This is a genomic window from Spirillospora sp. CA-128828, from assembly GCF_050945415.1.
In the GTDB taxonomy this organism is placed as follows: Bacteria; Actinomycetota; Actinomycetes; order Streptosporangiales; family Streptosporangiaceae; genus Spirillospora.
Map to the genome: position 1 here is coordinate 2,830,271 of NZ_CP191986.1, position 20,190 is coordinate 2,850,460.

Sequence of the window (20,190 nt, forward strand, 5' to 3'; positions counted from 1 at the left end):
GAAGATCACTCACCCGGTTCGGGACGCGGGGACAGGGCCGAGGGTGGCAGCCCCGGAAACGCCTCCGCGGGCGCGGCGGCGCCCGCCCGTGAGCGCCAGCGCGCGGACCACGCCATGGCCCGCTGCGCGCCGTCGGCGGCGAAGGCCCGAAGGTCGGGGGAGGAGACGCCGGAGAGGCCGAGGTAGGCGGGGACGAGGCCGTCCTCCAGCGCCGCCGCGAGCTGGGCGGCGGTACGGACGGAGGTGACCTTGACGGGCAGCCGGTAGGCGGCCGCCGCGGCGACCGGCCGGACGGACAGGATCGAGATCAGCTCGTCGCGCCGGGCGCGGTGGGCGTTCCACCGCTCCTTCGCGGTCTGGTGGAGCGTCCCGCGCAGCCGGGCCCCGAGCACCCCGTACCCGTAGACGGCCGTGTGCTCGGCGGCCAGCACGTTCTGCACGGCGTCGGAGTCGGACCTCGACCGGACGCCCGGAGCCTCGCCCGTGACCGTCATGGCATGGCCCGCCTCGCAGGCGCCGATGCTGGCGAACAGCTGGGCAAGCGCCGGTCCGGCCTTGGCGACGTCGGCCGTCCGCGCCTTGGCCGCGCGGTCCTCCAGATCGCGCAGCACCGAGAGGCTCCCGCCGCCGGCGGGGACTGGTACCGCGCTCGGAGACGGGACGGCCCCGCCCTCGTCCGCCCGGTCACCCGACCCGGGGACGTAGTGGCGCTTCAGGACGGCCAGATGGCTGCGGTGATGCGCGAGGACGGGGTCCAGGCGTCCGGCCAGCGAGGCGTTCGCGGACCGCACCGACTCGTAGGTGGCGATCAGGTTCTGCTCGGACGCGATCGCGCCGACGAGCACGGGCACGTCCTTGCGCGGGGCGGCCTCCGCCGCGCAGGCCGCGAGCCAGGGGAGGGCCGGCAGCACGCCGCCGCCCAGCGCCGCCGCCCGGCCCAGCATCGCGCGGCGCGACATCGCCCTCGGTGAGGGTGACACCGCCTTCGGCGAGAGCGGAACGGCCTCTGGCAAAGGAGTCTCCTCACCCGCTGGCGGAGATGGTAGCGGCCCGCCGCGGTGCCGGTCTCCGTCCGCGTCCATCGGGCCTGCTCAAGCATTCCATATCCGCCGCGCCGGTGAGCCGTCCGAAAGACCGCTGCGGTCTCCGGCTGTCGATAGTCTTGAGGTGTCAACGGACGAGCGGTGACCCCGCTCACGCAGGCTGCACAACAGGAGGAGGGCCCATGAGCGTCGAGTCCCGTGGCGGCCGCGCTCAAGGGAGGCGCGGACAGCAGGGGCGGGAAACCCCGGCACGCCCGTCGCGGGAGGCCGCCGCCGCGGAGCTGACCCGGCTGCTCGCGCCCGCGGTGACCGGGGCGGGCTTCGACCTGGAAGAGGTCGACGTGCGGCCGGCCGGCCGCCGCAGGCTCGTCCGGATCGTCGTGGACGGGGACGACGGGGTCGGCCTCGACGACATCGCCCGGCTGAGCGAGGCGGCCTCCGAACTGCTCGACGGGTCCGATCTGATGGGGACCTCGGCCTACGTGCTGGAGGTGACCTCGCCCGGCGTCGACCGCCCCCTCACCGAGCCGCGGCACTGGCGCCGTGCCGTCGGCCGGCTGGTCGTCGCCCCGTTGGCGGAGGGAGGCCAGATCGAGGGCCGCGTGGTGGCGGCCGACGACGAGGCCGTCGAGATCGACGTCGTCCAGAAGCGCCGGCCCAAGGGAGCCGGAGGCGGCGGCAAGTCCGCTGGGCCCGCGACCCCCTCCGGGGGGTCCGGGGGAGCGTCCCCCCGGAAGGGGAAGACCGCCGGACCGGAAGTCGTGCGGCGCCGGTTCGGCCTCGGCGAGCTGGGGCGCGGCCGTGTGCAGGTGGAGTTCGCACCCCCTTCCGAGGGGTCTGCGGGGACGCCCCCGCAGAGCGACACGTCCCCGTCGCACACGGCCGGGGAAACGCGTTCTCCGGCTGAGCCGGACTAGAGGGGGGAACCTCGTGGACATCGACATGACCGCCCTGCGGACCCTGGAGAGCGAGAAGGACATCTCGCTCGACGTGGCCGTCAAGGCCATCGAAGACGCCCTTTTGATCGCCTACCACCGGACCGAGGGCGCGGCGCCGAAGGCGCGCGTCGAACTGGACCGGCAGAGCGGGCACGTGACCGTGTGGGCGACCGAGACCGACGACGAGGGCAACGCCGTCGGCGAGTACGACGACACCCCGACCGGGTTCGGCCGGATCGCCGCGACCACCGCCAAGCAGGTGATCCTGCAGCGGCTCCGGGACGCCGAGGACGAGTTGACGTTCGGCGAGTACGCCGGGCGCGAGGGCGACATCGTCAGCGGCATCATCCAGCAGGGCAAGGACCCGCGGAACGTGCTGGTCGACCTCGGCAAGATCGAGGCCGTCCTGCCGCCGCAGGAGCAGGTGCCCGGCGAGCGCTACGAGCACGGCGAGCGGCTGCGCGCCTACGTGGTGCAGGTCCGCAAGGGCCACCGCGGCCCGTCGGTGCAGCTGTCGCGGACGCATCCGAACCTCGTCCGCAAGCTGTTCGCGCTGGAGGTCCCGGAGATCGCCGACGGCACCGTGGAGATCGCGGCGATCGCGCGCGAGGCCGGCCACCGCACCAAGATCGCCGTCCGCTCGCGCAAGGCGGGGGTGAACGCCAAGGGGGCCTGCATCGGCCCGCTCGGCAGCCGGGTCCGCAACGTGATGGCCGAGCTGCACGGCGAGAAGATCGACATCGTCGACTGGTCGGACGACGCCGCCGAGTTCGTGGGGAATGCGCTGTCGCCGGCGCGCGTTTCGAGTGTCGAGGTGGTCGACGCCGACGGCCGGGTCGCCCGGGTGGTCGTGCCCGACTACCAGCTGTCCCTCGCCATCGGCAAGGAGGGGCAGAACGCGCGGCTGGCCGCCAGGCTCACCGGCTGGCGGATCGACATCCGGTCCGACACCGAGCCCGGGCAGACACCGCCGAAGGCCACCGAGCCCGGCGAATCCGGATCTTCTGCGTCAGGAGAGCATGCGACAGGCCCCGCCGACGCCTCGGCGCGGTAGACTCATGGAACGTGGCCGGGCGGCCCCTGTTCGTATGTGCGTGGGCTGCCGGGTTCGCACGGCCAAGTCTGACTTGCTGCGCCTGGTCGTGGTCGAGGGCGTCATCGTCCCCGACCCTCGTGGGCGGCTGCCGGGACGGGGTGCGCATCTGCACCCTGACCTGGAGTGTCTCGCACTCGCAGAGCGGCGTCGGGCGTTCCCGCGGGCGTTCCGCCTGCCGGGGCCGCTCGACGGTGGTCCGCTGCGGGAGCGGCTTGCGGCCCTCGCCGGGCGGCAGCAGGATGGCCGAATGGTAAGCGACGTCTAGTCGGAAGCAGGTCGAGATTGCTATGAGCGCTCGATGAGCACGCCGCGATGAGTACGGCAAGTTAGCGACGGTCCGGAGGCCGCACCCCCGGACCGAGTAGGGAGTGCAGTGGCGAAGGTCCGGGTTTACGAGCTCGCCAAAGAGTTCGGTGTAGAGAGCAAGGTCGTCATGGCCAAGCTCAAGGAAATGGGCGAGTTCGTGCGGTCGGCGTCCTCCACGATCGAGGCGCCGGTCGAACGCAGGCTGAAAGAAGCCTTCTCAAATTCTTCTTCCGCCCCCAAGCAGGGGGACAGGCGGGCCGCGCCGAAGAAGCCGGCGCCGCGCCCGTCCGCGCCGCCGCGTCCGGGTCCGTCCGGCGGCGGTTCCGATTCTCAGGGTGCCCGTCCGGGGCCGCGCCCCGGTCCGCGCACGTCCGCGCCCAGGCCGGCTCCCGGTGGTCCCGCCGGCCCGGCCGGTCCCGGTGGCCAGGGCGGCGGCGCGTCCAAGCCGGGCTCGCAGCCCGGTCCGCAGCCGGGTCCGCAGCCGGGTCCGCAGCCGGGTCCGCGTCCGCCCGTCCCGCCGGTGCCGAGCACGCCGGTGGACGCGCCCGCGGCGCAGGCCCCGAGCGCTCCGCCCGCGGCCGGTCCCGGCGCGGGCAACCGCGCGCCGGGCGGCCCGAAGCCGGGTCCCCGCGCGCCCAAGCCGGGGCCCCGCCCCGGCCCGCGCCAGGGCGGCGGCGGCCGCGGTCCCGGTGGGCCGCGTCCGGGCAACAACCCGTTCAGCTCGACCAACACCGGCATGGGGCAGTCGCCCAAGTCGGGGCCGCGTCCCGGTCCCCGTCCGGGCGGTGACCGTCCCGGTGGCGGCGGCGGTGCCGCGGGCGGTCCGCGTCCCGGCCCGCGTCCTGGCGGCGCTCCCGGCGCCGGCGGCCCGCGTCCGAACCCGGGCGGCATGCCGCCCCGGCCGGGCGGCCCGCGTCCGAGCCCGATGAACATGCCGTCCTCGCGGCCCTCCGGCGCCCCCGGGCGCGGTGGTCCTGGTGGCGGCGGCGGTGGCGGCCGCGGGCCCGGCGGCGGTGGCCGCGGGCCCGGCGGCGGTGGCCGCGGGCCCGGTGGCGGCGGCCGTCCCGGTGGCGGCGGTGGCGGCTTCGGCGGCCCCCGCGCAGGTGCCGGCGGCCGTCCGGGCGGTGGCGGTGGCTTCGGCCCCCGTCCCGGTGGCGGTGGCCGCGGTCGCGGCGGTACGCAGGGCGCCTTCGGACGCCCAGGCGGACGCCCCGCGCGTGGACGCAAGTCGAAGCGGGCACGCCGTCAAGAGTTCGAGAACATGCAGGCGCCCGCCGCCGGTGGCATCTCGGCTCCGCGCGGCAACGGCAAGACCATCCGGCTGCCGCAGGGCGCGACCCTGACCGACTTCGCCGAGAAGATCGGCGCCAACCCGGCGTCGCTCGTCGCGATCATGATGCATCTCGGCAAGATGGTCACCGCGACCCAGTCCGTCGATCCCGACGACCTCATGGCGCTCGGGCTGGAGCTGGACTTCGACGTCCAGGTCGTCAGCCCCGAGGACGAGGACCGCGCGCTGCTCGAGTCGTTCGACATCGAGTACGGCGAGGACGAGGGCGGCGAGGAGAACCTCCAGTCCCGTCCGCCGGTGGTCACCGTCATGGGCCACGTCGACCACGGTAAGACCAGGCTGCTGGACGCCGTCCGGAACGCCAACGTGCAGGCGGGCGAGGCCGGCGGCATCACCCAGCACATCGGCGCCTACCAGGTCGAGACCGAGGTCGACGGCGAGGACCGTAAGATCACCTTCATCGACACCCCGGGCCACGAGGCGTTCACCGCCATGCGTGCCCGCGGTGCCGACACCACCGACCTGGTGGTGCTGGTGGTCGCGGCGGACGACGGCGTCAAGCCGCAGACCACCGAGGCGATCGACCACGCCACCGCGGCCGGGGTCCCGATCGTCGTGGCGGTCAACAAGATCGATGTCGAGGGCGCGGACCCGAACCGGGTCCGGGCGCAGCTCACCGAGTACGGCCTGGTCGCCGAGGAGTTCGGTGGCTCGACGCAGTTCGTCGACGTGTCGGCCAAGCAGGGCGTCAACATCGACGGCCTGCTGGAGGCGATCGTCCTGACCGCCGACGCCGAGCTCGACCTGAAGGCCAACCCCGACATGCCCGCCCAGGGCTCGGCCATCGAGGCCCACCTGGACAAGGGCCGGGGCGCCGTGGCGACCGTGCTGGTGCAGCGAGGCACGCTGCGGGTCGGCGACTCGATCGTCTGCGGCGTGGCCAACGGCCGCGTCCGGGCGATGCTCGACGAGAACGGCAACAGCGTCGAGGAGGCGGGCCCGTCCCGTCCGGTGATGGTGCTCGGCCTCGCGGCCGTGCCCGGCGCGGGCGACAACTTCCTGGTCGTCGAGGACGACCGGATCGCCCGGCAGATCGCCGACAAGCGGGTCGCGCGCAAGCGCAACGCCGAACTGCTCAAGAGTCGCAAGAGCAGCTCCCTCGAGGAACTGTTCAAGGACTTCCAGGAGGGCAAGCGGCAGGAACTGCTGCTCATCCTCAAGGGCGACGTGTCCGGTTCCGTCGAGGCGCTGGAGGACTCGCTCCTCAAGATCGACGTGGGCGACGAGGTCAGCCTGCGGATCATCCGCCGCGGTGTCGGCGCGATCACGCAGGACGACGTCAACCTGTCGCTGGCGTCCGAGGAGGGCGCGGTCATCCTCGGCTTCAACGTGCGGCCGGAGCGCAACGCGCAGGAGCTGGCCGACCGCGAGGGCGTCGACATCCGGTACTACTCGATCATCTACCAGGCGATCGAGGAGATCGAGGCGGCCCTCAAGGGCATGCTCAAGCCGGAGTTCGAGGAGGCCCAGCTCGGCACCGCCGAGATCCGGGAGATCTTCAAGGTGCCGCGGATCGGGAACATCGGCGGCTCGATGGTCACCTCGGGGATCATCCAGCGCAACGCCAAGGCCCGCCTCGTCCGCGACGGCGTCGTGGTCGCCGACAACCTCACGGTGTCGTCGCTGCGCCGCTTCAAGGACGACGCGACCGAGGTCCGCGAGGGCTTCGAGTGCGGTATCGGCGTGGGTTACAACGACATCAAGCTGGGCGACGTCATCGAGTGCTTCGAGATGCGGGAGAAGCCCCGCGACTGAGGCAGGCCGGACGCCCGCGCGGTTCCGCGAGGAGCCGCGCGGGCGATCGTCCGGACTCGACCGGCGATGTGATCGTTTAATCGGGTGACACGGCGCCAGGCGGATCTTCTAGCCTGGCGTCCGTCATGTCCGGACCGTGCCCGTCCGCCGGGGACGGTCCGGGAACACGGCGGATGACCACCGTCGTTCCATCTTCCGAAAGATCCCGAGGTGATCGACCAGGTGTACGTGGGTGCGCTGACGCTCGACCTGCTGCTGGGGGACGTCCGCTCGCTGAAGCAGAAGCGGTCCGTCCTGCGGCCCATCATCGCCGAGGTGCACAAGCACTTCCCGGCGGTGGCCGTCGCCGAGACCGGTGGCAACGACCTGCACCGCAGGGCGGAGATCGGGGTGGCGGTGGTCTCGGGCACCGCGGCCAACTGCACCCAGGTGCTCGACCAGTGCGAACGGCTGGTGGCCGGGCGGCCGGAGATCGAGCTGCTGTCCGCCCGGCAGCGGCTGTTCCACGACGAGGATTGACGGCAGCGGAGCGCGGGCGTGGGGCCTCGCCCCACAATGAATGGGCGGGGGCGAACTCCTCGCCCGGACCACAGAAAGGGAGTGCGATCATGGTGGACGCAGCTCGGGCGCGCAAGCTCGCCGACCGCATCCAGCAGATCGTGGCCGAGATGCTGGAGAGGCGGATCAAGGATCCGCGGCTCGGTTTCGTGACCGTGACGGACACCCGCATCACCAACGACCTGCGCGATGCCACCGTGTACTACACGGTGTACGGGTCGGACGGCGAGCGCGCCGAGACCGCCGCCGCGCTGGAGAGCGCCAAGGGCGTCATCAGGTCGGAGGTGGGCAGGAAGACGGGCGTCCGCCACACGCCCAGCATCACCTTCGTCATGGACTCCCTGATGGAGAACGCGGCGCACATCGACGACCTGCTGGCCAAGGCCCGCGCGAAGGACGCCGAAGTGGCGCGGGCCGCCCAGGGCGCGGCTCACGCGGGCGACGCGAACCCCTATCGCGAGCCCGATTCCGACGATGACGCGGACCTCGACGAGGACGACGAGGACGAGGACGACCCCGACTTCGACGGGCATGACGCCGCGGGGGACGGTGAGGACGGCCGTTCCGGACGCCCGTCATCGTGAGCGGCCCGGCCGAGACCGCCGCCCCCGTCGCGGTGTCCGCCGATCTCGAATGGGACCGGGCGGTCGAGCTGATCCACGGGGCCGGCGAGGTCTGCCTCGCCTGCCATGTCGCGCCCGACGGTGACGCGCTGGGCTCGATGCTGGCGCTCGCGCAGGCGCTGCGCGCACTGGGCAAGCGTTGCCTCGCGTCCTTCGGGGAGCCGTTCCGGGTTCCGGCGAGCCTGCGCTTCCTGCCCGGCCAGGAGATGCTGGTCGAGCCGGCCCGGGTGCCGGCCGCCCCGGACCTGATGATCTCGCTGGACGCGGCCGGCCGGGCCCGGCTCGGCTCGCTCGCGGATCCTGCCGACCGGGCCGGCGCCCTGATCGTCATCGACCACCACGCGTCCAACACCGAGTTCGGCGGGGTGCGGCTGGTGGATCCGGACGCCGCGGCCACGGCGGTGCTCGTCGAGGAGCTGATCCGCAGGCTCGGCGTCCCGTTGGACCGCGACATCGCCCAGGGCCTGTACGCCGGGCTCGCCAGCGACACCGGCTCGTTCCGGTACCCCTGCACGACCCCGGAGGTGCATGACCTGGCTGGACGGCTGCTGACCGCCGGCGTCCGGCCGGAGGCGGTCAGCCGCGAGCTGTGGGACCGCGCACCCTTCGGCTACCTGCAGGTTCTCGCCGGGGCGCTCGCGCGGGCCCGGCTGGAGCGCGACGCCGCCGGCGGCCGGGGCCTGGTCTGGACGACGATCGCGCGTGCCGACCGGGACGCCCGGGACGTCACCTACGACCAGCTCGAAGGGGTCATCGACCAGCTCAGGCGTGCCGACGAGGCTGAGGTCGCGGTCGTGTGCAAGGAGAACGACCGGGGCGAGTGGTACGTGTCCACCCGCTCCAAGGGCTCGGTCGACGTCGGTCGCGCCTGCGTCGAGCTCGGCGGGGGCGGGCACCGCACCGCCGCCGCGTTCACCATGGGCGGGGAGCCCGCCTGGATCATCGACCGGCTGCGCGCCGCGCTGCGCGTCCCCGGCGAACCCGACGACTGAAAGCGGAGCGCGCGTGGAGAACTCGGGACTCGTCATCGTGGACAAGCCCGCCGAATGGACGTCGCACGACGTCGTCGGCAAGATGCGGCGGCTGGCGAAGACCCGGCGGGTCGGGCACGCGGGCACGCTGGACCCGATGGCGACCGGTGTCCTCGTCCTCGGGGTCGGCAAGGCCACCCGCCTCCTCGGGCATCTCGCGCTGACGGAGAAGGGCTACGACGCCACGTTCCGGCTGGGCGAGTCGACCAACACCGACGACGCCGAGGGGGAGACCACCGCGACCGCGCCGGCCGGGTCCGTCACCGATGAGGCCCTGCGGGCGGGCATCGCCGAGCTGACCGGGACGATCCAGCAGGTTCCGCCACAGGTCAGTGCGATCAAGGTGAACGGGGAGCGGGCCTACAAGATGGCCCGCAAGGGCGAGGAGGTCGAACTCGCCGCCCGCACCGTGACGGTGGGCGACTTCACCGTCCTGGACGTCCGGCGGCACGGCGACCTGATCGATGTGGACGCCTCCATCGCCTGCTCGTCGGGCACCTACATCCGGGCGCTGGCCCGCGACCTCGGCGCGTCCCTCGGCTGCGGCGGCCATCTGACCGCGCTTCGCCGCACCCGCGTCGGGCCCTACGACCTGTCCATGGCGCGGACGCTGGACCAGCTCGCCGGGGAACTGGAGATCCTCCCGATGGGGGAGGCGGTCGCGGCGGTGTTCCCGCGCCGCGACGTGTCGGACGACGACGCCCGCAAGGTCGCGCACGGGGGACGGCTCGCGGCGGCCGGACTGGGGCCGGGACCCGTCGGGGTCTTCGCGCCAGATGGGACGCTTCTCGCGCTCGTCGAGGAGCAGGGAAAGGTCGCCAAGCCCGTCGCCGTGTTCGTCCCCTGACCGGAGGGCGCCCGCCTCCGCGCGTGGCGAGCATCACCGGACGAAATGGGTGCGACATAACCTACGCTCGCGTAACCTACGTAAGCGTAGGTTGGTGAGGAGGTGTCCGTGACCACTCTGAAGGACCACCGCCCGGTGGCGTCCCCCACTCGGCCCCGGCTGCGCGGCTGGCTGCACCTCGGCGCGTTCCCCGCGGTGCTGGTCGCCGGGCTGGTGCTGGTGGCGCTCGGCCCGAGCGTGGAGGCGCGGCTCGCGTCGGCGCTGTACGTGGCGGCGTCGGGGATGCTCTTCGGAATCTCGGGAACCTACCACCGGCAGCGTTCGCACCGGCTGATCGAGGTGCTGCGCCGGTTCGACCACGCCAACATCTATCTGATCATCGCCGGGACGTACACGCCGTTCGCCGTCCTGGCGCTGGACGGCGGCGTCCGCATCGCCGTCCTCCTCACCGTGTGGATCGGGGCCGTCGCCGGCGTCGTCTTCCGGACGACCTGGATCGGCGCCCCCCGCTCCCTGTACGTGACGCTCTACATCGTGCTGGGCTGGGTGGCGGTGTTCTTCATGCCGCAGTTCCTGGACGGCGCGGGTCTGGCCGCCTGCCTGCTCGTCGCGATCGGCGGCGTCTGCTACAGCGTCGGCGGGGTGGTGTACGGGCTGCGCCGGCCCAACCCGTCGCCGCGCTGGTTCGGGTTCCACGAGGTCTTCCACGCCTGCACGCTGGCGGCCTACGTCCTGCAGTACATCGCGGTCTCCCTGGTCGTCTACCAGTCCGGCTGACGCCGGGTGCCGCGCACCACGCCCCCTGGGTGCGACCGCCCCCGCCCCCGCATGGCACTCTTAAGGACGGCAAGAGATACCGGACAGGCACGTGCTACGCAGGGAGACAATGGTGCGGCGCTGGAATGGCCTCGACGAGGTCCCCGAGGACTGGGGCCGTTCGGTCGTCACCATCGGGGTGTTCGACGGCGTGCACCGCGGCCATCAGCGGATCGTCGGGGCCGCCGCCGAGGAGGCGCGGCGCCGCGGCGTCCGGTCGGTGGTGATCACGTTCGATCCGCACCCGGACGAGGTCGTGCGTCCGGGCACGCATCCGCCGCTGCTCGCCACCACCCGGCGCCGGGTCGAGCTGCTGGAGGGGCTCGGCACGGACGCGGTCGTGGTCGTGCCGTTCACCCTGGAGCTGTCGAAGACGCCGCCGGACGAGTTCGTCCGGCAGGTGCTGGTCGACCGTCTCCACGCGGTTCACGTCATCGTGGGCGAGGACTTCCGGTTCGGCCACAAGGCCAAGGGAGACGTCGCGCTGCTGCGGGAGCTCGGCGAGAAGTACGACTTCACGGCCGAGGGCATGCCGCTCGTGGCCAACGGTGACACGATCTCGTCCAGCTACATCCGGGGGCGGCTCGACGCGGGGGACGTCGAGGCGGCCGTGCGGGCGCTCGGCCGTCCGCACCGCGTCGAGGGCGTCGTCGTCCGCGGCCACCAGCGGGGCCGCGCGCTCGGGTTCCCGACGGCCAACCTGGAGACGATGCCGCACACGGCGATCCCCGCCGACGGCGTCTACGGCGGCTGGCTGATCTGCGACTCCGACCGCTACCCCGGCTTCCGCTGGCCCGCCGCGATCTCCATAGGCACCAACCCGACGTTCGAGGGCGCCGGAGAGCGCACGGTCGAGGCGTACGCACTGGACCGCGACGACCTGGACCTGTACGGCGAACACATGGCCGCCGACTTCACAGCCCGTATCCGCGACACCCTGAAGTTCGACTCGATCGAGGCCCTGATCGAGGAAATGCACCGCGACGTGGCCCGAGCCCGCGAGATCACGTCCTAAGGCCCATCCCAGACCGCCGAGCCATTGCAAGGGGAGGCCCCGACCGTCACGCGAGCGCGCGACCTGACCGGTGGGGCAAAGCCGAAGGCGAGCCCCACCGGGAAGCTCGCGAAGCGAGGTCGCGCTCGCCCCAAGAACGGTCAAGGTGCGAGCCGCCAGGCGAGCACCTTGGGCCGGGCTTGCAGCAAACACAGCCGGGCTTGCAATCAACACGACATGGTACGGTGAATAGTCGCCGGGAAGGGCCCCGGCGCGGCTGGCTGCACCCTCATGCGGCCCGCCACTCTCTTAACACGCACCATGCGGACCCGCGCGCCCACCGGGCCCCGGATCTGCGGGTGACGAATTCATCGAAGGAGCCACGTGTCGCTCGACACCGCCACGAAGAACCAGATCATCGCCGAGTACGCGACCACTGAGGGTGACACCGGATCGCCGGAGGTCCAGGTCGCGCTGCTGACGCGCCGCATCAACGATCTGACCGAGCACCTCAAGGAGCACAAGCACGACCACCACAGCCGCCGTGGACTGCTGCTGCTGGTCGGCCGTCGCCGCCGCCTCCTGAAGTATCTCTCGAACAAGGACATCAACCGCTACCGGCAGCTGATCGAGCGACTCGGGCTGCGCCGCTAGCAGGGTGAGGGAGTGGTCCGCCGGGCCACTCCCTTCCTTTACGGCCGGCGGGCCGGAGAGTCCCGCCCGGCCGTGCCGGTGGCCCGGCCGGACGTGCCGGCCGCCGGCGCCCTGGCCGCGCCCGGCCGAAAGGCCGCGGCCGGCCGTACAACTGCAGACAAGCCTCGCGGACACCGCTGGTGCGGGCCGGTCCTCGGTAGTGGCTTCCGGATCCGTTCCGCCGCATCGGCGGGCCTGTCGATCCGGGTGCTTCGATCGAAGACCGGCAGCGTGACAAGCCAACGGGAAACGGCCGCGAGGACCGACATGGAACCCTGAGGAGGTTTCCCGTGACAGAAGCCGTGCGCATCGACGGTGCGCAGACCACCGAGGCCGTGATCGACAACGGCACGTTCGGCACCCGCACCATCCGGTTCGAGACCGGCCGGCTGGCCCGGCAGGCGGCCGGGTCCGCCGTCGCCTACCTCGACGACGAGACGATGGTGCTGTCGGCGACGACCGCGTCCAAGAAGCCCAAGGACAACCTGGACTTCTTCCCGCTGACCGTGGACGTCGAGGAGCGGATGTACGCGGCCGGGCGCATCCCCGGCTCGTTCTTCCGCCGCGAGGGCCGGCCGTCCGAGGACGCGATCCTCACCTGCCGGCTGATCGACCGGCCGCTGCGCCCGTCGTTCACCAAGGGCCTGCGCAACGAGATCCAGGTCGTCGAGACGATCATGGCGCTGCACCCCGACCACCTGTACGACGTCGTGGCGATCAACGCCGCCTCGATGTCCACGCAGTTGGCGGGCCTGCCGTTCTCCGGGCCGATCGGCGGCGTCCGCGTCGCGCTGATCGAGGGCCAGTGGGTCGGCTTCCCGACCCATCCCGAACTGGAGAACGCCACCTTCGACATGGTCGTCGCCGGCCGCGTGCTGGCGGACGGCGATGTCGCGATCATGATGGTGGAGGCGGAGTCCACCCGCGACACCCTCAAGCTCGTCGGCGAGGGCGCGACCGCCCCGACCGAGGAGACCGTTGCCGAGGGCCTCGAGGCGGCCAAGCCGTTCATCAAGGTGCTGTGCAAGGCGCAGAGCGATCTCGCCGCCATCGCCGCCAAGGAGACCGCCGAGTACCCGATCTTCCTGGACTACCAGGACGACGTGCTCGCCGCCGTCACCGACGCGGTCAGCGGCGACCTGGCGCAGGCGCTGACCATCGCCGCCAAGCAGGAGCGCGAGACCCGGCTGGACGAGATCAAGGCGGCCACCGCCGAGAAGCTCGCCGAGCAGTTCGAGGGGCGCGAGAAGGAGATCTCCGCCGCCTACCGCGCCGTCACCAAGAAGCTGGTCCGCGAGCGGGTCATCCGCGACGGGCTGCGCATGGACGGCCGCGGACTGAAGGACATCCGCCAGCTGACCGCCGAGGCGCACGTCGTGCCGCGGGTGCACGGCTCGGCGCTGTTCGAGCGCGGCGAGACGCAGATCCTCGGTGTGACGACGCTGAACATGCTCCGCATGGAGCAGACGATCGACACGCTGAACCCCGAGCGCACCAAGCGCTACATGCACAACTACAACTTCCCGCCGTACTCCACCGGGGAGACCGGCCGGGTCGGCTCGCCGAAGCGGCGCGAGATCGGGCACGGCGCCCTCGCCGAGCGCGCCCTGATCCCGGTGCTGCCGACCCGCGAGGAGTTCCCGTACGCGATCCGGCAGGTGTCGGAGGCGCTCGGGTCCAACGGCTCCACCTCGATGGGCTCGGTCTGCGCGTCCACCATGTCGCTGCTGGACGCGGGCGTCCCGCTCAGGCAGATGGTGGCGGGCATCGCGATGGGCCTGATCAACGAGGGCGACGAGTACGTCACCCTCACCGACATCCTCGGCGCCGAGGACGCGTTCGGCGACATGGACTTCAAGGTCGCCGGCACCCGTGACGTGATCACCGCGCTGCAGCTGGACACCAAGCTCGACGGCATCCCCGCCTCGGTGCTGGCCGCCGCGCTGAAGCAGGCCAAGGGCGCCCGCCTGGCGATCCTGGACGTGATGCAGGAGGCCATCGAGGCGCCCGCCGAGATGAGCCCGAACGCGCCGCGGATCATCACCATCAAGGTCCCGGTCGACAAGATCGGCGAGGTCATCGGCCCCAAGGGCAAGATGATCAACTCGATCCAGGACGACACCGGCGCCGACATCACGATCGAGGACGACGGCACGATCTACGTCGGCGCCACCGACGGTCCGTCCGCGGAGGCCGCGCGGCAGGCGATCAACTCGATCGCGAACCCGCACATGCCGGAGGTCGGCGAGCGGTTCCTCGGCACCGTCGTCAAGACCACCACGTTCGGCGCGTTCGTGTCGCTGCTGCCCGGCAAGGACGGCCTGCTGCACGTCTCGCAGATCCGCAAGCTGCACGGCGGCGCGCGGATCGAGAACGTCGACGACGTGATGGGCGTCGGTGAGAAGATCCAGGTCGAGGTCACCGAGATCGACCAGCGCGGCAAGCTGTCGCTGGTGCCGGTCGAGGTGGTCGAGCGGGAGTCCGCCGAGAAGCCCGACGACGGCGACGCCCCCGAGGCGTCCGGCGACGGCGACGGCGACGGTGACTCCGGCGAGCGCCGGGAGCGCCGCGACGACGGCGAGCGGCGCGGCCCGCGCCGGCGCCGCACCCGCCGCGGCTCCGACGACGCCGGCCAGCGCAACTCCTGACCTCGGCTATGAGCGGCCGGCCGTCCCCTTCGCGGGGCGGCCGGCCGACCGTTTTCCCACGACTCGGAATGTGAGCGACACGTGACCCTGCCGGCGAGGGCGCAGGAGCCCGGCACCACCACCACGATCCACACCGACGGCGCCGGCGCGGTGCGCCGCACCGTGCTGCCCGGCGGCCTGCGCGTCATCACCGAGACGATGCCGACCGTGCGGTCCGCCGCGTTCGGCATCTGGTCGGCGGTCGGCTCCCGCGACGAGGCCCCGGCCGACGCCGGCGCCAGCCACTACCTGGAGCACGTGCTGTTCAAGGGCACGAAACGGCGGTCGGCGCTGGAGATCTCCGCGGCGATCGACGCGGTCGGCGGCGACCTCAACGCGTTCACCGCCAAGGAGTACACCTGCTACTACGCGCGGGTCCTGGACTCCGACCTCCCGCTCGCCGTGGACGTCGTCTCCGACATGGTCGCCGAGTCCGTCAACCGGCCCGAGGACGTCGAGGCCGAGCGCGGCGTGATCCTCGAAGAGATCCACATGCGCGACGACGACCCCGGCGACCTGATCCACGACGAGTTCGCCACCGCGCTGTACGGCGACACCCCGCTCGGACGCCCTATCCTCGGCACCGAGGACTCGATCAACGCGCTGTCCCGGGACCGGATCCACGGCTACTACCGGGACCACTACGTCCCGTCCAACCTGGTGGTGTCGGTCGCGGGCAACATCGACCACGAGGAGGTCGTCCGGCTGGTGTCCCGCGCGTTCGCCGGGCACCTCACCGGCGGCGCCGCGCCCGCCGCGCCACGCATCGACGGGACGCCCGCGCCCCTCGACCCGCGCACCGTCGTGATCGACAAGGACACCGAGCAGGCGCACATCATCCTCGGCGGCGCCGGCACGTCCCGCACCGACGACCGCCGGTTCGCGCTCGGCGTGCTGAACGCGGCGCTCGGCGGCGGCATGTCGTCCCGCCTCTTCCAGGAGATCCGCGAGAAGCGCGGGCTCGCCTACTCGGTCTACAGCTACACCGCCCAGTACGCCGACTCGGGCATCTTCGGCGTCTACGCGGGCTGCCAGCCGGCCAAGGCCGAAGAGGTCCTGTCGATCTGCCGGGACGAACTCGCCAAGGCCGCCGAGGACAGCCTCACCGCCGAGGAGCTTGAGCGCGGCAAGGGGCAGCTGCGCGGCGCCATGGTCCTCGGCCTGGAGGACACCGGCTCCCGCATGAGCCGCATCGGCAAGAGCGAACTGGTCTACGAGTCGCTGCTGCGGGTGGACGAGGTCCTGGCCCGTATCGAGGCCGTCACCCTGGACGACGTCCGCGCCATCGCCCGCGAGGTCCTGGCCGTCCCCCAGGCCCTCACCGTGATCGGCCCGGTAGGAGGTCGCGAGTTCGCGGCCTGAGACCCGGACGCAGACCGGCTTGTTAAGCGGACCAGGGTCCGTTACCCTTTCCAGGGTAAACGGACTCTGGTCCGCATGTCTGTCTGAGAGGATCCCTCATGTCCCGTCTGCTGCACATCTCCGCCTCTCCCCGGGGCGGCGCGTCCGAGTCGCTGGCGATCGCCGAGACGTTCCTGGACGCCTACCGCGAGACGCACGGCGACGTCGTCGACCACTTCGACCTGTGGGACGGCGTTCTTCCCGCGTTCGGGCCCGCCGGCGCCGGCGCCAAGATGACGGTGTTCGCGGGGGAGGAGCCGGCCGATGACCAGGCCGCCGCATGGCGGGCCGCCCGCGAGGTCTTCGAGCGCTACGACTCCTATGACCGCTACCTGTTCAGCGTCCCGATGTGGAACTCCGGCGTCCCGTACATCATGAAGCAGTTCATCGACGTCGTCTCGCAGCCCGGCTGGGTGTTCCGCTTCGACCCGGAGAAGGGGTACAGCGGCCTGCTCCAGGACAAGAAGGCCGCCGTCGTCTACTCCAGCGCCGTCTACGGGCAGGGTCGTCCGCCCGCGTTCGGCCGCGACCACCAGGCCCCGTTCCTGGAGGGCTGGCTGCGCTGGACGGGCGTCACCGACATCCGCACGGTCGAGTTCCGCCCGAACCTGGCCACCGCCGACGCCGAGACCGGCCGCCGCACCGCGCACGCGGAGGCGCGCGAGCTGGGCAAGCGCTTCTGACGATAGGCTCGGGCGGGAGGCCAACCGGGAGGAACACGTGATCAAGGTCGGGGTGCTGGGCGCGCGGGGCCGCATGGGCGCCGAGGTGTGCCGTGCCGTGCGGGGGGCCGGCGACATGGAACTCGTCGCCGCCGTCGACCAGGGCGACGCGCTCGACGAGCTGACCGCCGCCGAGGTCGTGGTCGACTTCACCCACCCCGGCGTCGTCATGGACAACCTCCGATGGTGCGTCGAGCACGGCCTGCACGCGGTCGTCGGCACCACCGGGTTCGACCCGTCCCGGCTCGACACCGTCCGGTCCTGGCTCACCGACGACTCGGCGGGCAACGTGGTCATCGCCCCGAACTTCGGAATCGGCGCGGTGCTGATGATGCACTTCGCGCAGAAGGCCGCCCCGTTCTTCGAGTCCGTCGAGATCGTCGAGACGCACCACCCGAACAAGGCCGACGCCCCGTCCGGCACCGCCTACCGCACCGCCGAACTGGTCGCCGCGGCCCGCGCCGAGGCCGGGGTGCCCGCGTCCCCGGACGCCACGACCTCCGAGGTCGAGGGGGCCCGGGGGGCCGACGTGGACGGCGTCCGCGTGCACGCCGTCCGGATGTCCGGGGCCATCGCCCACCAGGAGGTCGTCCTCGGCGGGCACGGCGAGCTGTTCACCATCCGGCACGACTCGATGAACCGGGAGTCGTTCATGCCCGGGGTCCTGCTGGCCGTCCGCAGGGTCCCCGAGCTCGACCGCCTCACGCTCGGCATCGAGGCGCTTCTCGGGCTGTGATGGACTTCGCCGCCGCCCCCTGGGACTACCTGGCCGCGTCCGAGGCGATCGACATCGAGCACCCGCTCGTCCAGTCGATCGCCTCGGAGCTGCGCACCGGCGACGACGTCGCCTACGCGCACGCGGCGTTCGACCACGTCCGGGACCGGATCCCGCACTCCATGGACACCGGTGACACCCGCGTCCCCTGGCGCGCCTCCGACGTCCTCGACCAGCGCACCGGACTCTGCTACGCCAAGGCCCACGCCTATGTCGCCCTGCTGCGCGCGGGCGGCATCCAGGCGGGGCTGTGCTATCAGAAGTCGTCCGGGGTTCTGCACGGGCTCACGGCCGCCCTTGTAGACGACCGCTGGGTCCTGCTCGATCCGCGAGGCAACAAGCCGGGCGTCGACGTCAGGTTCTCCGCGTCCGAGGACCGTCTCGCCTATCCCGGCGACCCCGTCCACCCCACGGTCTACGCCGCGCCGCCCACGTCCGTCCTGGACGGCCTCAAGGCCATGTCCAGGCCGGCGGCCCTTCCGGCGCTCCTCCCATGAACCTTCGTCCCGCCACACCTGACGACTACGACCGCATCATCGCCGTCGTGGACGACTGGTGGGGCCGCGAGGTCCACGGTGCCCTGCCCCGCCTGTTCCTCGACCATTTCCACCGCACCAGTCTCGTCGCCGAGGCCGGCGATGATCTGGCGGGTTTCCTCGTCGGGTTCCTCTCCCCGTCCATTCCCGACACGGCCTACATCCACTTCGCCGGGGTGAAACCCACCTTCCGTGGAACCGGCTTGGCGCGCCGCCTCTACGAGACCTTTTTCGCCCTTGCCCGGGCCGACGGCCGTACGACCGTCCACGCCCTGACCTCTCCCCAGAACACCCCCTCTATCGCCTTCCACCGATCCACGGGCTTCACCGTCACCCCGGCGTCCGCCCACGATGGCCCCGGCAAGGACAAAGTCCTCTTCCACCGTGCCATTACCTGACGGACATATATCCGCTACTCGCAGAACCGGGGCGCGGCGAAAGGCCGTCCAAAGTGCGTGGCAGACACAGCGAACAGGGAGTATCGACCGCAAGGGCTCGCCAACGAGCCGTTCGAGTCGTACGCGTGGCGGGTGCATCAGGCGCTGCACGACTGGACCGCCAAGGTGGACGCCAAGGCGTCGGTGATCCTCACGCTGGAGACGGCGATCCTCAGCATGATCATCGTGTTCGCCGGACATGGAAAACGGCTCGACCGACTCTCCGAATGGGAGACCTGGGGCTTCCGGATCGGCGTGGCGCTGCTGGTGGCCGCGATCGCGCTGGCCGGCTCGGCGGTGTTCCCGCAGCTCAATCGCCGCGATGCGCGCCGGAACTGGGCGCAGAACTATGTCTACTTCGGCCACCTGCGGCGCTGGACGCCCGCAGAACTCGTCGGCGCCCTGGAGAACGGCGGCGATCGCCGGAGCAAACTCGTGCTCAGCACGCAATTGATCGCGCTCTCGAAAATCGTCTGGCGCAAACACGCGTTCCTGCAGTACTCCATGGCGATGGTGGTCGCCGGCAACGCCGCCGTGTGGGCCTCCCTCCTGTTCGCCTGACCGCCCGCCTTCAGCGGCTCCGCCGCGTGCCGGCGGGCGGGCGGGAACGCCTGCGGCTCAGCCGAGGATGTCGAGGTCGAGGCCGGCCAGCCGGTCCGGGTCGGCGAGGATGTCGATCGCGACGATCCGGCCGTCCGCGACGGTGAAGGACAGCACGGACCATGGGCGCCCGTCCCTGACGTTGACCACGCCGGCGGTCCCGTTGACCATCGCGGGCACGGTCGTGCCGGGCGCCTCCCGGAACATGAGCGCCTGCCCGGCGACCTCCGCCGAACCGTGGATCTCCGTCCAGCCGCCGGGCACGGCGCCGACGTCGGCGCGCAGCACCACGTCCGGGTCGAGGACCGAGACGAGCGCGTCGAAGTCGCCGTCGCGGGCGGCGGCGTGAAACGCCTCCACGACGGCGCGCTGGCGTGCCGGATTCCGCTCGGGGGACGGCGTCGTGCCCCGCACCCGGCGGCGGGCGCGGCTGGCGAGCTGCCGGGCCGCAGCCGGGGTCCGCCCCACGATGGGCGCGATGTCCTCGAACGGGACCGCGAACGTGTCGTGCAGGACGAACGCCAGCCGCTCGGCGGGGGTGAGGGACTGCAGCACCACGAGGAGGGCGAGCCCGACCGAGTCGGCCATCAGCGCCTCGTGTTCAGGGTCGGCGCCGTCGGCGGGGCCGATGACCGGGTCGGGGAGACGTTCCTCCAGCGGGTCCTCGCGGCGGGACGTGCGGGAGCGCAGCATGTCCAGGCACACCCGCCCCACGACCGTGGTCAGCCAGCCGCCCAGATTATCGATGTCGTCGGCGTCGGAGCGGCTGAGCCGCAACCAGGCCTCCTGGACGGCGTCATCGGCCTCCGCGAGAGACCCGAGCATCCGGTAGGCGACCGCCTTCAGATGCGTGCGGTGCCCCTCGAACCGCTCGGCCAGAAACTCCCGCTCGTCCATGCGTCTCCCTCGGTCGGCTCCTTCATAGCACTGACGAAGCCGGCCCGGCGGATGTGACCGGGGCTTGTCCGGGGACCGGGAACG

20 protein-coding genes are annotated in these 20,190 nt (G+C 72.0%); 18 read left to right on the forward strand and 2 right to left on the reverse strand.

Annotation, left to right across the window (positions count from 1 at the left end; translation table 11 throughout):
* Window positions 1–5: 5 nt before the first annotated feature.
* Window positions 6–1,013: a ferritin-like domain-containing protein gene (locus ACQPXG_RS14160; protein WP_433468126.1), complete on the reverse strand. Its 1,008-nt coding sequence runs from the start codon at window positions 1,011–1,013 to the stop codon at window positions 6–8.
* Between the two features lie 212 nt (window positions 1,014–1,225).
* Between ACQPXG_RS14160 and rimP the strand changes: the two genes are divergently transcribed.
* The 18 genes from rimP to ACQPXG_RS14250 all read left to right on the forward strand — a co-directional run bounded on the left by rimP (window position 1,226) and on the right by ACQPXG_RS14250 (window position 19,170).
* Complete coding sequence (rimP, locus tag ACQPXG_RS14165; RefSeq protein WP_433468127.1) at window positions 1,226–1,960, forward strand: ribosome maturation factor RimP; 735 nt, start codon at window positions 1,226–1,228, stop codon at window positions 1,958–1,960.
* Between the two features lie 25 nt (window positions 1,961–1,985).
* Window positions 1,986–3,035 carry a transcription termination factor NusA gene (gene nusA / locus ACQPXG_RS14170; RefSeq protein WP_433469964.1) on the forward strand — a complete coding sequence of 350 codons (1,050 nt, stop codon included), beginning with the start codon at window positions 1,986–1,988 and terminating at the stop codon, window positions 3,033–3,035.
* 34 nt (window positions 3,036–3,069) lie between these two features.
* The gene (locus ACQPXG_RS14175) at window positions 3,070–3,342 is read left to right on the forward strand and encodes a YlxR family protein (RefSeq protein WP_433468128.1); all 273 of its coding nucleotides are present in this window, start codon (window positions 3,070–3,072) and stop codon (window positions 3,340–3,342) included.
* 108 nt (window positions 3,343–3,450) lie between these two features.
* Window positions 3,451–6,489 carry a translation initiation factor IF-2 gene (gene infB, locus ACQPXG_RS14180; RefSeq protein ID WP_433468129.1) on the forward strand — a complete coding sequence of 1,013 codons (3,039 nt, stop codon included), beginning with the start codon at window positions 3,451–3,453 and terminating at the stop codon, window positions 6,487–6,489.
* A 210-nt stretch (window positions 6,490–6,699) separates the two neighbouring features.
* Entirely contained in the window at window positions 6,700–7,008 is a 309-nt protein-coding gene (locus tag ACQPXG_RS14185; protein ID WP_433468130.1) for a DUF503 domain-containing protein, read from the forward strand.
* A gap of 89 nt (window positions 7,009–7,097) precedes the next feature.
* Window positions 7,098–7,631, forward strand: a complete 534-nt coding sequence (gene rbfA, locus ACQPXG_RS14190; protein WP_433468131.1) for a 30S ribosome-binding factor RbfA — start codon at window positions 7,098–7,100, stop codon at window positions 7,629–7,631.
* Window positions 7,628–8,662, forward strand: a complete 1,035-nt coding sequence (locus tag ACQPXG_RS14195) for a DHH family phosphoesterase (protein WP_433468132.1) — start codon at window positions 7,628–7,630, stop codon at window positions 8,660–8,662. Before rbfA ends, ACQPXG_RS14195 begins: the two co-directional genes overlap by 4 nt.
* Window positions 8,663–8,675: 13 nt before the next feature.
* Window positions 8,676–9,548, forward strand: a complete 873-nt coding sequence (truB, locus tag ACQPXG_RS14200) for a tRNA pseudouridine(55) synthase TruB (protein WP_433468133.1) — start codon at window positions 8,676–8,678, stop codon at window positions 9,546–9,548.
* Between the two features lie 108 nt (window positions 9,549–9,656).
* Complete coding sequence (trhA, locus tag ACQPXG_RS14205; protein ID WP_433468134.1) at window positions 9,657–10,325, forward strand: PAQR family membrane homeostasis protein TrhA; 669 nt, start codon at window positions 9,657–9,659, stop codon at window positions 10,323–10,325.
* A gap of 112 nt (window positions 10,326–10,437) precedes the next feature.
* Window positions 10,438–11,379 (forward strand): bifunctional riboflavin kinase/FAD synthetase, encoded by a 942-nt coding sequence (locus ACQPXG_RS14210; protein ID WP_433469965.1) that lies wholly within the window; start codon window positions 10,438–10,440, stop codon window positions 11,377–11,379.
* Between the two features lie 363 nt (window positions 11,380–11,742).
* A complete protein-coding gene (gene rpsO, locus ACQPXG_RS14215) occupies window positions 11,743–12,012 on the forward strand; it encodes a 30S ribosomal protein S15 (protein WP_021599383.1) in 270 nt (89 codons plus the stop codon).
* Between the two features lie 329 nt (window positions 12,013–12,341).
* Window positions 12,342–14,699 carry a polyribonucleotide nucleotidyltransferase gene (locus ACQPXG_RS14220; protein WP_433468135.1) on the forward strand — a complete coding sequence of 786 codons (2,358 nt, stop codon included), beginning with the start codon at window positions 12,342–12,344 and terminating at the stop codon, window positions 14,697–14,699.
* Between the two features lie 81 nt (window positions 14,700–14,780).
* Entirely contained in the window at window positions 14,781–16,100 is a 1,320-nt protein-coding gene (locus tag ACQPXG_RS14225) for a M16 family metallopeptidase (protein WP_433468136.1), read from the forward strand.
* 98 nt (window positions 16,101–16,198) lie between these two features.
* The gene (locus tag ACQPXG_RS14230) at window positions 16,199–16,822 is read left to right on the forward strand and encodes an FMN-dependent NADH-azoreductase (RefSeq protein WP_433468137.1); all 624 of its coding nucleotides are present in this window, start codon (window positions 16,199–16,201) and stop codon (window positions 16,820–16,822) included.
* A gap of 37 nt (window positions 16,823–16,859) precedes the next feature.
* Window positions 16,860–17,597: a 4-hydroxy-tetrahydrodipicolinate reductase gene (gene dapB / locus ACQPXG_RS14235; RefSeq protein WP_433468138.1), complete on the forward strand. Its 738-nt coding sequence runs from the start codon at window positions 16,860–16,862 to the stop codon at window positions 17,595–17,597.
* The gene (locus tag ACQPXG_RS14240; RefSeq protein ID WP_433468139.1) at window positions 17,597–18,133 is read left to right on the forward strand and encodes a transglutaminase-like domain-containing protein; all 537 of its coding nucleotides are present in this window, start codon (window positions 17,597–17,599) and stop codon (window positions 18,131–18,133) included. The genes dapB and ACQPXG_RS14240 overlap by 1 nt, the downstream gene beginning before the upstream one ends.
* A complete protein-coding gene (locus ACQPXG_RS14245) occupies window positions 18,130–18,570 on the forward strand; it encodes an N-acetyltransferase family protein (RefSeq protein ID WP_433468140.1) in 441 nt (146 codons plus the stop codon). The genes ACQPXG_RS14240 and ACQPXG_RS14245 overlap by 4 nt, the downstream gene beginning before the upstream one ends.
* Before the next feature lie 132 nt (window positions 18,571–18,702).
* The gene (locus ACQPXG_RS14250; protein ID WP_433468141.1) at window positions 18,703–19,170 is read left to right on the forward strand and encodes a Pycsar system effector family protein; all 468 of its coding nucleotides are present in this window, start codon (window positions 18,703–18,705) and stop codon (window positions 19,168–19,170) included.
* Window positions 19,171–19,227: 57 nt separating this feature from the next.
* Here ACQPXG_RS14250 and sigJ read toward each other — a convergent pair whose 3' ends face one another.
* The gene (sigJ, locus tag ACQPXG_RS14255; RefSeq protein ID WP_433468142.1) at window positions 19,228–20,106 is read right to left on the reverse strand and encodes an RNA polymerase sigma factor SigJ; all 879 of its coding nucleotides are present in this window, start codon (window positions 20,104–20,106) and stop codon (window positions 19,228–19,230) included.
* Between the last annotated feature and the right edge of the window lie 84 nt (window positions 20,107–20,190).